Here is a 12103-nt window from a genome sequence, read left to right as displayed (position 1 = left end):
TTTTGCATTTTCCACCCGGAGTTTTCCACCCATGCCCACCCGCCAAACCTACACCGTCCTCATCCCATTCCCCATCGGCAACGGCCATTGGTCCACCGCCGGCGAGGAACTGGAACTGCTCGACGTCGAAGCATCCGCCCTACGCACCGCTGGCCGCCTGGAACTGACCAGCGTCCTCAATTCCACCCCCAAGAAGGCTGAATAACCATGGCAGAAGTCCTGAACTTCGAGCACAACGGCATCACTGTGAATGCCACTGAATCCCCCGAGGCCATGGGCGGCCTTGGCGATAACGTGATCGGGCTGGTCGGCACTGCGCCGAATGCCCACGCATCGATCCCGAAAAACGCGCCGTTCCGTATCAACAGCTTCACCACCCAGGCGTTGCTGGACCCTACCGGCACCGAGTCGGGCACCTTGTTCCAGGCTGTGTACCAGATCCTCAAAGTGGTCAAGGTGCCGGTCTATGTGGTCATTGTCGAAGAAGGCGCCACCCCGGCTGATACCGTCAACAATGTGATCGGCGGCAACGACCCGGTCACCGGTCGCAAGCTGGGACTGGCGGCCCTGAGCAGCGTCCCGGAAGACCTGACCATCATTGGCGCCCCAGGCTTTACCGGCACCAAGGCCGTGGCCGGTGAATTCGCCTCCTTCGGCAAGCGCATCAAGGCGCGTGTGGTGCTGGATGGCAAGGACGCTTCCGTTGCAGACCAAGTTGCCTACAGCGGCGAGCTGGGCGGTGCCGACCTTGGTTTCGACCGTTGCCTGCTGGTGCACAACATGCCGTCGGTGTACTCCAAGGCCGCGAAGAAAAACGTGTTCCTGTCGCCATCCTCGTTGGCCATCGCCGCATTGGCCAAGGTCAAGCAGTGGGAAAGCCCCGGCAACCAAGTGACCTTCGCCGAGGACGTTTCCCGCGTGGTCGAGTACAACATCCTCGACACCTCCACCGAGGGCGACCTGCTCAACCGCCATGGCGTGAGCTACTACGCCCGCACCATCCTCGGCGGTTTCTCGCTGTTGGGTAACCGCTCCATCACCGGCAAGTTCATCAGCTACGTCGGCCTGGAAGATGCCATCAGCCGCAAGCTGGTCAAGGCCGGCCAGAAAGCCATGGCCAAGAACCTCACCAAGTCCTTCATGGACCAGGAGGTCAAGCGCATCAACGACTGGCTGCAAACCCTGGTGGCCGACGAAACCATTCCCGGCGGCAGCGTATACCTGCACCCGGAACTGAACAGCGTCGAGAAGTACAAGAACGGCACCTGGTTCATCGTTATCGACTACGGCCGCTACGCGCCGAACGAACACATGGTTTATCAACTCAACGCCCGCGATGAAATCATCGAGCAGTTCCTGGAGGACGTTCTCTAATGTTTACCAACCGAGTCAGACAGGCCATCGCGGCCACCCTTCAAGGCCTGCCGTTGTCCGCAACCGTGGAAGAGTTCACCCCGCCGAAGATCGAGTTCGACATGGAAGCCATGTCCGGCGGGCGTTTCATCGCCGAAGAAATGGCCAAGAGCGGCAAAGTGCTCAATGCCAAACTGGTGCTGCAAGGTGCCGGCCCGGAAATCATGCTGGCCCTGGGCGTGCGCACGGGCGACGACATTTTGCTGAACGTGCGTGAAGCCGGCCAGGACCAGGACGGCAAGACCTACTTCACCTACCACACCGTCGGCGGCAAGCTCAAATCCCTGGAGGAGGCGAAGCTGAAGATGGGCGACAAGGCCACCACCACACTGGAACTGTCTTGCCGTACCTACAACCGTCTGGAAAATGGCATTTCGGTGATCGACATCGACGTGCGCACCCAGAAGTTCGTGCTCAACGGTGTCGACATTCTTGGCGATGCGCGCCGCGCCGTACTGATGCCTTAAAAATGACTGCAATCTAAGGCAGGCACGGTCAATGTGGGAGCCGGGCTTGCCCGCGATGCAGGCGACTCGGTGTGTCTGGAGCACCGAGTTGATGCTATCGCAGGCAAGCCTGCTCCTACAGGGACCGCGTTCAGATCTGGATTTTCGGTACTTTTCAATACCTTTCAACAAGGAATTGCCCCATGGCCTGGATGCCACCGTTGCATATCCTGCTGGCTCCGATCACCGCCGACACCGGCGCGACGATCCAGCAGGTTCAGCTCAAACCGTTGTTTTACGCCGCGCAAAAAGACGCGCTGGCCCGGGCCGGTGATGACGAGGACGATCAGTTTTTCGAACTGGCGAAACTCGCCACCGGCCTGTCGGAAAAAGAGCTCGATCAGCTCAAGCGTCCGGACTACGTGAGCATTGCCCAGTACGTACATGAAATGTCGACGCGCCCTGCGTCGTTCTTCATGGACGCACAGGACGCGACACCCCACGACCAACCCGTCCAGTTGCTATTGCCCCTGGACGCAGCCGGCCGAACCCTGACCGAACTGCCCCTGGAAATGCCCGCCCTGCGCGCCACCAAAGTGATGAAAAAGCTCGCCACTAACAAAGAGCGCGCCGAGTTCATTACCGCCCATTGCACCGGCCTGATGATTCCCGACCTGGCTGGTTTGACCGTGCCCGACTGGACGGAACTGCAGGAGCGCATCGACGATTTTTTAAATCAACCGGCGGACTTCTTTCGCAGCGCGACATCGACGTAATCCTCGATGTGGTGCCGTTGATCTACTCGGTCAATGAGGCGGAGATCCTCGACTGGGACGCCGGAAAAGCATTGCGCCGCTACGACATTGCGATCACTCGCCTTGGCGTTAAACAGGAGTAAGCGGGATGCAGGACAAGTATTCGCTCGCATATGCCATGGCCAAGAATGGCCGGGATGCGTTCGGCACTACAGACGGCGCACATGACGCCGATATCGTCAGCCTTGGCGCTTTGTCGGTTGGCAGCTCAACCCCATCAACAGGTCTGGCTGACTTGTCCGGGACAGTTGCCGCCCTCACTGACGCGACGCTGAAACTCGATGAGCTGGCTCTGTCGCTCGGCTCATTGCGTGAGGGTGTGGATTCTCTCGACACCGCCTTGTCGTCGCTCAGGGCGATTGCTGTGCGTTCGTCCAACATGGATGGGCGAACAGAATCGAAGACGGTGGCTGAATCCGTTTCGACCACCTCAGAGGATTTGCGCCATACCCGCGAGGCCATGACGCTGGGCAGCGCACAGATAATCGATCTGGCAAGTGCGCTGCAGCATTCAGGCAGCCAGTTGAAGTTTGACAAAACGGCGACTTCGGAAAAGTCGATCAAGGCGCTGCGCGAGGAGTCCAGCGAAAGCGGCAAGCGTTTCTCTACGACCCTGGAGGCCACGCCGGTCTGGGGCGAAGCACTTTGGCTGAAAGCCAAAACGGGCCTGGTGGATAGTGTCAATGGCGCTGCTGCAGAGTCGCCGGCTCTGGCGGGCGCGGTTAAAACAGCGGGCGCCGTTACGCCGGTGTTTTCCGAGTTTTTCTCCGGTTTGGGAGAAACGATAAAAACCCGCGTTGCAGGCAACGTGGTCGATGCGACGCTGGGTAAGCTTCCGGGTGTTGGCAAGCTGTTCAAGGAGGGCGGTGCTGAAAAAGATAAGTCGTGCTGCTGTGCAACGGCAACTCAGCATCCCATCGAAAGCCGCCGTTCGCGCTCGCCAGGTTCTCGCGGGAAAAAGAACCCTCGTCAGCCGAGGTCGCAAAAAAAGCAGGGATCTCAACACACTCAGAACAGGCCGAAGAAACAACTGGTTGCACCGAAGACTGCCTCGACCAAACGATCACCCGCCCGCAAGAACGGCGGTGTGTTTGCGCGGATCCTAAACAGCCTCGAACGTGATGCAAAGGCATCGTTGCCTGCACCATTTTTAGGTTTCGATGCCGGTGGTCCGGCTCGACGGTTGCAACCTCGAGTGGCCGTGGCGAACCGTCGAAGCAAGAGTGGAACTGCGGGCCAGTCGCCAGCGAGCAGAGGTCCAGGGCTGATCGAAGCCTTAGAGCGCAAGCTCATCCCCATGCCTTCCGAAGGTCGGGTAGCGACAGCGCCACAGGCTCGCAACTTCAGTCGTGAACCTCTGCCGGGCCCGCTGAAGATGCCTGCCAATCCTTCGGGAGCAGTGAGCAAACTGGGGCTGGCGGGTGCTCGCCGCCTTGGCCCGATGAGGTACGCCGACACGGCGTTTGATGTGATTCAGGGCGTACGCACTGACGACGCCAAGGCTGTCGGTTCCGGTCTCAGCACCGCCGGTGGCGCCTGGGCCGGAGCGTCCGCCGGCGCCGCGCTCGGCACCCTGGTTTTCCCAGGTATCGGCACCGCAGTTGGCGGCGCCATCGGTGGCTTGCTGGGCAGCGAAGCGGGCAGTTGGCTCGGTGACAAACTGTTCAGCTCAAATGATCGCCTGCCCGCACCCAATGCACTGAGCAAGGAGCTCAACAGTGCCCGCACGGATAACGTTCAGGTCACGATCTCACCGAGTATCCAGATCACCGGCGTCAACCCCGCCGATGCCCAGCAAGTGGTCAACCAGGTGATCCAGGCACTGCAGTTTCAATGCATGCCCATGGTCACCGACTCTCTTGGCATTCGGCGCAACGCGGCACTGGCCGATCCTTCAGGAGGTGATTGATGCGACAACAAATGGTACTCGGCGACTTTATCTTTGGCTTGTCCCGAGGTTTTGCCTATTCGTCGTTGATCCGCAACAGCGACGGCGGCTGGAGTGACCTGGCGATTATTGCCAGCAAACCCCAGTCGCGGCAGAACGGCCAGAAGCTGGAAAAGCTCACGTTCAGCGGCACGGCCATGTACGCCACCGGCATGCAGCGCCTGGACGAACTGCGCGCACTGCAAAATGCGCGTGCGCCTTTGCCGCTGGTCGATGGTATCGGCCGTAACTGGGGGCTGTGGCGGATCAACTCAGTGGTGGAAACCCAAAGCAACGTGATCGATGACGGCACTGCCATGGTCATGACCTGGACCCTGGAACTGGAGGAGTTCGTCAATGCGTAGAGTGCGAAGTATCGCCGGTGATTCGGTCAACCTGTTGCTCTATCGCGAGCTGGGGCGTTGCGACGACGCTGCGGAAGAAACCCTCTGGCGCTTGAACCCTGAACTGGCTGAATACGGTCCGGTATTGCCGGCCGGCGTATGGGTGATCGTGCCTGAGATGCAAGCCAGGCCGGCGGCTGTACGACCCGTGCTGGCGTGGGATTAAGGAGGCTGCATGGCACAGGGATTTACCCCGATCGTAGAGTTCTACGGCGCCAACGCGGCGCTGCTCAATCAACGCCTGATGCACTGGAGCCACACCGACGCTGCCGGTATCCAGACTGACCGCCTGGAATTGACCCTCAATATCGAAGGGCTGGAGGGGTTGCCCAGCCTGAGCGGCAAGATCGGCCTGCGCGTCGGTTACCAGGAAACCGGCTTGGTGGAAAAAGGCGAGTTTGTCGTCACCCAAAGAACCCCGGTGTTGTTTCCGATGCGCCTGATGATCGTGGCCACGGCCGCGCCCTTCAGTGAGGTGGATAAGAGCGGATATCGCCAGCGCCGCTCCGCCAGCCATGGGCCGACGACATTGGGGGCATTGTTTCGCCAACTGGTCAGCCGCCATGGTTTTTCACCGCGAGTGGCACCCGCGTTGGACGGCATTGCGATTGCGCACATCGACCAGTCCAATGAAAGCGACATGGCCTTCATCACTCGCCTGGCCAAGCGCTACAACGCGGTCACCAAACCGTTCAACGAGCTCTATGTACTGGCCGAAGCGGGGCAGGCCAAGTCACTCTCCGGTCAGCTATTGCCGCCAGTGAAATTATCGGTGACCGAGGACAACCGGCCCGGTGAGCATGCCTTCATTACCGCCAAGCTCGACGAAAAATCACGCTCCAAATACATGGGCAGCCGCGTCAGCTGGTGGGACGCCGCCGCCGGCAAACAGCGCGTGGTCCAGGTCGGGATTGCCCCGTTCAAGACCTTGCGTCAGCGCTGCCAGAACGAAGCCGAAGCCCGCGCCGTGGCCGAAGGCGAACTGCGCCGAGTGGGCCGTGAAGGTTTGAAGCTGCAGATCGATTGCCCAGGTAACCCGTTGCTCGCTGCCGAAGGCTTGCTGGTGCTGGATGAAACCTGGCCTTCGTACATGCAGGGGCGCTGGTCGATTACCCAACTGACCCACGTTGGCGACCCGGCGACGGGGTATCGCAGTTCGATCATGGCCACTGGGTTGGCGTCTTGATTGTCATCGCTGCGCGCTGTTGAAGCTCCCACACCCTGCCTACCTGACGTGATACAGGAACCAAGATGCCTATGAACGACGAAGAATTGGCCGCGATCAACCGCTTGATCGCCGCCCTGCAAACCCAGACCGATGGCCAGGTGGCGCTCAACGCGGCCATTCGACTGTTGGCCCAGAGCAACCAGGCATTGGTCGACCTGATCAAGAGCCGAGAGCCGGACCCGAATGCGCCGCCTTACCTGGATGGCAAACCGGCACCCTGATCCCGTCTCGACCTGCCTTGCACGCAGCAACACAGCCGTTGCACCCCACAGCCCGCCTTCGCGGGTTTTTTATTGTTCATGGAGAACACTCGATGTCGATTCTTACCCAAGGTACCCAGATTTTTGCCCTCGTCCCGCCGGTCTCCGGCACCGGGCCCTACACCGTGCTGGAAATTGAGCACGCCACTTCATTCGAACCTGGTGGCGCGCCGGCCGAGCAGATTGAAGACACCAGCCTCAATGCCGAAGAGCGCAGCTACAAGAAAGGTTTGCGCACCCCAGGCACTGCGAGCCTGGGCCTGAACGCCGACCCGACCAACGCCAGCCATATCCGCCTGCACCAGCTGTCTGAAGCCAAGGGCGATACCGGTGTGAAGTGGGCGGTGGGCTGGTCCGACGGCAAGGACGTGCTGCCCACGCTGAACGCCAAGGGCGATGGCTTTGAACTGCCGGCGACCCGCACCTGGTTCACTTTCGACGGCTACGTGTCGGACTTCCCGTTCAATTTCGCACTGAACGCGGTCGTGACTACCACCGTCACCATCCAACGCACCGGCGCAAGCGCCTGGATCAAGAAAGCCTGAGAGACGCCATGAACCTCAAACAACTGAAAGCCAAGGGCGGCATCGTCGATGGCCTGCCGGTGAAGAAAGACATCAGCTGGACGCACCTGGACAGCAAAACCGGCAAGGAAGTGACCGATACCTTCACGTTGCACATCCGCCGTCAGTCGTTCGGCGTGATCGAGCGTCTGTTCAGCCAGGGTGAGTCGTCACAAAGCCGCAACGCCAGCTACCTCGCCGCGTCGGTATCGTTGGGGGCTGAGGGCGATGAAGCCCTTAGTTACGACGATGCTTTCGGTCTTGAGCCGTCATTGGGATTTCTGATCCTCAATGCAGTCAATGAGGTCAATGGCACTCAGGGTAGCGGCGCAAAGAGCTGACGGTCGCCGATGAGTTCTGGCACGAACTGGTGCTGAACGGAGTGGGCGGCCGCACGATCACCGAAGCCAAAGAACGCATGACCTATCACGAAGCCCTGGCCTGGGGACGCTATATCGACCGATATGGTTCCCTGCACGCCGGTAGGCGGCTGGAGGCGGGCAGCGCGTTGATAGCGCTGCAGACCCACCGGCTGGGCGGCGGCACGGCCGAAATGATTGACTTCATGCCCCACGAGCTGCGCCGGGGTGTGTCGCTCGAACGTGCGATGAACGAGTGGCGTTAAGGACGACGCCACTTTCCTTGAAACCCGTTTCGACGGGTTTTATCCATGACCCGGAGAAACCTATGGCAACTGCTTCCCAGGGTAGTCTGACGCTCAACCTCGGCAGCCTGGAGCAGGCCCTGGCGAAGGCGTCGCGGATTACCGAAAACAGCATGCGCGAGATGCAGCAGAAGATCGAGGACGCCAGTAAAAAGGTCAGCGCCTCTGCCGCAGCGGCGCTACAGGTCACGTCCGGCCAGTTCAAGGGCTTTCAAAGGGCCTATGACCCGGCCACGGATGCGGCGGAAAATTTTATTCAGAAAAATGCGCAACTGGTGCAAGTGCTCAAGCAGAGCCAGGGTGCGCAGAATGATTTTGTTGGTGCGCTGGAGGCGCAGTCCAGTTACACCGAGCGGGCGGGGCTGAAGTTTCCAACGGGTGGGCCGTATGGGGATGCAGCTTCATCGGATCAGGAGGGGATGGCTCTTCTGAGTGAAGAAAAAACTGGGCAAGTTAAAAGTAATTTCGCCGATATGACCCAGCTGCTCGATGATTGGCGCGAAGGCGCCAGTGCCGCGTTCAAAGAGTATTCTACTAGCGCAGGTACGGCAGCCGAGCAATCGAAGGCGGTGTTCGCCAGTGCTTTTGAAAAGATGGATGCCGCGGTCCTGACGTTTGCGACTACGGGGAAGTTCAACTTCTCAGACTTTGCCACCTCGGTACTTAAAGACATGGCGGCGATGGCTGCCAAAACGGCGGCCTCTAGTGCCCTGAAGTCGTTGTTCAGTTTGGCCGGCTCGGCCATCACCAGTTGGTTGAGCCCTTCTGTTCCCGCAGGTTCAGTGCTGGGGCCAAGCGGGTATCAAAATGAACTCAATGTCTCCGGCATTAAGTATGCCAATGGAGGTGTATTCACCAACTCCATTGCGACCGGCCCAACCCTGGCCCCCATGGCCCTCTTCGGCGAAGCCGGCCCCGAAGCCATCATGCCTCTGAGCCGTGGCGCCGACGGCTCCCTGGGCGTGCGCGCACTGGGCGGCGGTCAATCAGGCACTACTAGCAGCAACCAGGTGGTGATCCAGCAAACCATCAACGTTGCCGACGGCCAGGGCTCGGGCACCGACACCAACGCCCAGAATGTCGCCCGCGCCTATGCCGGTTCCGCCCGCCAGGGTGCTGCCGAACAGATCGCCCGTGACCTCAAGCCGGGCGGGCAAATCTGGTCGGCCATCAACGGCCGCTGACCACCAACGGCTTACGCCTGGAGAAAACATGAGCACAGAAACTTTCACTTGGGTGCCCAAGGTGGAACCCGTCGGCAGCGTCGAGTTTCGCTTGAAGTCGGCCAAGTTCGGCGACGGCTACCAGCAAACGGCTGCGGATGGGATCCACAACAAGACCCAGTCCTGGCCACTGACGTTCGTGGGTGACGAAGCGCGCATCAAAGCGATCGTTGCTTTCCTCGACCGCCATGCCGGCGCCAAGGCATTCAACTGGACCGCACCACTGGCAGCGCCTGCGTTGTATCGCTGCAAGGGTTACCAGCCAACGCCCATGGGCGCCGGGCTCTACTCTCTGACGGCAACGTTCGAGCAAGCCTTCCACCCCTAGCGCCGCCTCCACCCCGCCGTAGTGCGGGGTTTTCTTTGCCCGGAGAATCATATGTCCATCACAGCAGATATCCAGACCCTGGAGCCCGGGGCCTGGGTGGAGCTTTTCGAGCTCGATGCCACCCCCCTGGGCGCCGAGTTGTACCGGTTTCACGGTTACCCCCAGGAGTCATCGATCTTCTGGCAGGGTCACGAATATTCACCTTGGCCGATCCAGGCCGAGGGCTTTGAAATGTCGGGGCAGGGCACCCAACCGACGCCAACGCTGGCCGTAGGTAACGTCGGTGGTTTCATCACGGCGTTGGTGTTGTATTTCGAGGACCTGGTCGGCGCTCGGCTGATCCGTCACCGCACCTTGGCCAAGTACCTCGACGGCCAGCCCGAAGCGGACCCGGAAGAGGAACTGCCGCCGGACATCTGGTACGTCGAGCGCAAAGTCGCGGAAAGCAGCGAGACGGTGAAGTTCGAACTGGCCAGCGCGCTGGACTTCAATGGCGTGCAACTGCCCCGTCGGCAGATCGTCGCCAATGTGTGTTGGTGGCTCAGCTGCGGCGGTTACCGCGGCCCCTATTGCGGCTACAACGGCGGCCCGGTGGCGGATGCCAATGACGTGATCGTCACGGATGCGGCCAAGGATAAATGCGGTGGGCGGCTGACCAGCTGCAAGCTGCGTTTCGGCGAGAACAACCCACTGCCCTACGGTTCATTTCCGGCTGCGGGCCTGTTGCGGAGCTGAACATGAACAAGACCAACCTGGCGGCGATTGCCCGACACGCCGTGGCCGACTACCCCCATGAGTGCTGTGGCCTGATGATTCGCGAAGGGCGCAAGCGTGTGTATGTGCCGTGTCGCAATACGGCGAGCACGCCCAGCGAACACTTTCGCCTGGCACCCGAGGACTATGCCGCCGCCGAAGAGCATGGCGAAATCCTTGCGGTGGTGCACAGCCATCCCGATTGCCCGGCGACGCCCAGTGAAGCGGACCGCGTGGCGTGTGAAGCCTCAGGGTTGCCTTGGCACATTGTCGAAGTGCGCAAGGGGGACGACGGGCAGGTGTGTACCGGTGAATGGGCCAGTTGCACGCCGAATGGCTACCAGGCGCCCCTGATCGGTCGCGCTTTCGCCCACGGCGTGCATGACTGCCTGAGCATCATCCTCGACTACTACCGCCGCGAGTTGGGCATCGAACTCGGCGATTATCAGCGCGAAGACGGCTGGTGGGACAAGGGCGGCAATCTCTACCTGGACAACCTGCCGGCCGCCGGTTTTATGCAAGTCAGCCAACTGCAACAGGGCGATATCGTGCTGATGCAGATTCGGTCGCCAGTGCCCAACCATGCCGCGATCTACCTGGCCGACGGCGTGCTGCAAAGCGAACCCGAGCATTACCCGGCCCCTGGTTCCATCCTGCACCACCTGTATGGTCGCGATAGCAAGCGCGATACCTACGGCGGCTATTGGGGCGAGGTGACGGTCAGCTATTGGCGACATGGCCTGCGGGCCGAACACTAACCACATCGGCGGATCATTCGCCTGGAGGATGCCATGCATCATGAAAAAGTCCGAACGGTGCGCCTCTACGGCAGCCTGGGCGCCAGCTTTGGCCGAGTGCATCGGCTGGCGGTGAGGAACGCCTCGGAAGCGATTCACGCGCTGTGCATCCTGGTGCCCGGGTTCGAGCGTTTCCTGATGGAGTCCAAGGACCGCGGCGTGACCTACTCGATTTTCCTGGGCTGCGACAATATCGGCCAGGACCGGCTCAACGCACCTTCCGGAACCTCGGATATCCGCATCGCCCCGGTGCTGATGGGCAGCAAGCGCGCAGGGTCGATGCAAACCATTATCGGGGTCGCATTGATTGTCGCGGCGTCGTATTTCTCTGGTGGCCTCGCCGCTTCCGGTAGCTCCTCGACCTTGATCGGCGCTTCATCCACCACTGGCTGGACCTTCGCCGCGAGTATGGGGATTTCCATGGCCATGGGCGGCGTCATGCAGTTGATGTCGCCGATGCCCAAGGGGCTGAGCACCATGGACCGCCCGGATAACCGCTCCAGCTACAGCTTCAACGGCCCGGTCAACACCAGCATCCAGGGCGGCCCGGTGGGCTTGCTGTATGGCGAGCTGACGGTGGGCAGTGCGGTGGTCAGTGCGGGTATCTATGCGCAGGATCAGCTCTAGCCAACGTTTTGAAGATGATCAGGAGAGTGCTCATGGGATTGGCAGTCGAACAACATACGATGCGAACGGTGCTGCTATCAGGCTCGCTCGCCAGGCTTTTCGGTCGAGAACATCGCGTGACCACCGCAGGTGGTTTCAAGGATGTAATGGGCTACTTCAAACAGTTTCCTGGCTTTGAGCGCTACATGCTGCAGAGCGCTGATAAAGGTTTGCGCTTTGCCGTATTCAACGGCAAGCGCAACATCGCCGAAGACGATATTCAAAAGCCCCTTGGCAAGGACGTGATCCGCATCGCGCCGGTATTGACCGGCTCCAAGCGCGCAGGCGGGTTGCAGACTATTATCGGTGCGGTATTGATCGCGGTGGCGTATTACAACCCGTTTGGTTTCCTGACGGGGCCGGCTGCCAGCATGATGTTGATGGCGGGGGCGTCCATGGCGATGGGCGGTGTCATGCAGATGTTGTCACCGCCCCCCAAAGGGCTTGGTGCCCAGGACAGTCCTAATAACCGCCCGAGCTACAGCTTCAACGGCCCGGTCAACACCAACGCCCAGGGCAATCCGGTCGGCTTGCTATACGGCGAGTTGGTCGTCGGCAGTGCTGTGATCAGTGCCGGCATCTACGCCCAGGACCAACTCTAACCGTTCTCCTTTTC

The 12103-nt window shown here is 60.5% G+C and carries 18 protein-coding genes; all 18 read left to right on the top strand.

Annotation, left to right across the window (positions count from 1 at the left end):
* The first annotated feature begins 31 nt into the window (after positions 1-31).
* The 18 genes from BLU48_RS32065 (at position 32) to BLU48_RS19300 (ending at position 12089) form a co-directional block, all read left to right on the top strand.
* Positions 32-205: a hypothetical protein gene (locus BLU48_RS32065; RefSeq protein WP_003189022.1), complete on the top strand. Its 174-nt coding sequence runs from the start codon at positions 32-34 to the stop codon at positions 203-205.
* A 2-nt stretch (positions 206-207) separates the two neighbouring features.
* Positions 208-1374 carry a phage tail sheath protein gene (locus tag BLU48_RS19380; protein ID WP_057021840.1) on the top strand — a complete coding sequence of 389 codons (1167 nt, stop codon included), beginning with the start codon at positions 208-210 and terminating at the stop codon, positions 1372-1374.
* Entirely contained in the window at positions 1374-1880 is a 507-nt protein-coding gene (locus tag BLU48_RS19375) for a phage major tail tube protein (protein ID WP_056845359.1), read from the top strand. Before BLU48_RS19380 ends, BLU48_RS19375 begins: the two co-directional genes overlap by 1 nt.
* Before the next feature lie 182 nt (positions 1881-2062).
* Positions 2063-2635 carry a phage tail assembly protein gene (locus BLU48_RS19370; RefSeq protein ID WP_056845358.1) on the top strand — a complete coding sequence of 191 codons (573 nt, stop codon included), beginning with the start codon at positions 2063-2065 and terminating at the stop codon, positions 2633-2635.
* Between the two features lie 127 nt (positions 2636-2762).
* Positions 2763-4583, top strand: coding sequence for a hypothetical protein (locus BLU48_RS19365; RefSeq protein WP_057021841.1), 1821 nt, complete (start codon positions 2763-2765; stop codon positions 4581-4583).
* Positions 4583-4966, top strand: a complete 384-nt coding sequence (locus BLU48_RS19360; protein ID WP_057021842.1) for a phage tail protein — start codon at positions 4583-4585, stop codon at positions 4964-4966. The genes BLU48_RS19365 and BLU48_RS19360 overlap by 1 nt, the downstream gene beginning before the upstream one ends.
* On the top strand, positions 4959-5171 hold the full coding sequence (locus tag BLU48_RS19355; RefSeq protein ID WP_017137071.1) for a tail protein X: 213 nt from the start codon (positions 4959-4961) through the stop codon (positions 5169-5171). The genes BLU48_RS19360 and BLU48_RS19355 overlap by 8 nt, the downstream gene beginning before the upstream one ends.
* 9 nt (positions 5172-5180) lie before the next feature.
* Positions 5181-6191: a contractile injection system protein, VgrG/Pvc8 family gene (locus tag BLU48_RS19350; protein ID WP_057021843.1), complete on the top strand. Its 1011-nt coding sequence runs from the start codon at positions 5181-5183 to the stop codon at positions 6189-6191.
* Positions 6192-6256: 65 nt separating this feature from the next.
* Positions 6257-6454, top strand: a complete 198-nt coding sequence (locus BLU48_RS19345; protein ID WP_228391189.1) for a hypothetical protein — start codon at positions 6257-6259, stop codon at positions 6452-6454.
* A gap of 92 nt (positions 6455-6546) precedes the next feature.
* Complete coding sequence (locus BLU48_RS19340) at positions 6547-7038, top strand: phage tail tube protein (protein ID WP_057021844.1); 492 nt, start codon at positions 6547-6549, stop codon at positions 7036-7038.
* Between the two features lie 8 nt (positions 7039-7046).
* Positions 7047-7397, top strand: coding sequence for a phage tail assembly chaperone family protein, TAC (locus tag BLU48_RS19335; protein WP_057021845.1), 351 nt, complete (start codon positions 7047-7049; stop codon positions 7395-7397).
* 29 nt (positions 7398-7426) lie between these two features.
* The gene (locus BLU48_RS19330) at positions 7427-7681 is read left to right on the top strand and encodes a hypothetical protein (protein WP_057021846.1); all 255 of its coding nucleotides are present in this window, start codon (positions 7427-7429) and stop codon (positions 7679-7681) included.
* Between the two features lie 62 nt (positions 7682-7743).
* Positions 7744-8904 carry a phage tail tape measure C-terminal domain-containing protein gene (locus BLU48_RS19325; protein WP_057021847.1) on the top strand — a complete coding sequence of 387 codons (1161 nt, stop codon included), beginning with the start codon at positions 7744-7746 and terminating at the stop codon, positions 8902-8904.
* 28 nt (positions 8905-8932) lie between these two features.
* Positions 8933-9271, top strand: coding sequence for a phage tail protein (locus BLU48_RS19320; RefSeq protein ID WP_057021848.1), 339 nt, complete (start codon positions 8933-8935; stop codon positions 9269-9271).
* A gap of 51 nt (positions 9272-9322) precedes the next feature.
* The gene (locus BLU48_RS19315) at positions 9323-10006 is read left to right on the top strand and encodes a phage minor tail protein L (protein ID WP_057021849.1); all 684 of its coding nucleotides are present in this window, start codon (positions 9323-9325) and stop codon (positions 10004-10006) included.
* Between the two features lie 2 nt (positions 10007-10008).
* Entirely contained in the window at positions 10009-10782 is a 774-nt protein-coding gene (locus tag BLU48_RS19310; RefSeq protein ID WP_057021850.1) for a C40 family peptidase, read from the top strand.
* 33 nt (positions 10783-10815) lie between these two features.
* Positions 10816-11448 carry a tail assembly protein gene (locus tag BLU48_RS19305; RefSeq protein WP_057021851.1) on the top strand — a complete coding sequence of 211 codons (633 nt, stop codon included), beginning with the start codon at positions 10816-10818 and terminating at the stop codon, positions 11446-11448.
* Positions 11449-11480: 32 nt separating this feature from the next.
* The gene (locus BLU48_RS19300) at positions 11481-12089 is read left to right on the top strand and encodes a tail assembly protein (protein WP_043048875.1); all 609 of its coding nucleotides are present in this window, start codon (positions 11481-11483) and stop codon (positions 12087-12089) included.
* Positions 12090-12103: the final 14 nt, after the last annotated feature.

Source organism: Pseudomonas synxantha (assembly GCF_900105675.1).
GTDB lineage: Bacteria > Pseudomonadota > Gammaproteobacteria > Pseudomonadales > Pseudomonadaceae > Aquipseudomonas > Aquipseudomonas synxantha.
The sequence above is the reverse complement of the archived record's forward strand: the minus strand, read 5'-3'. Positions and strand labels throughout refer to the sequence as shown.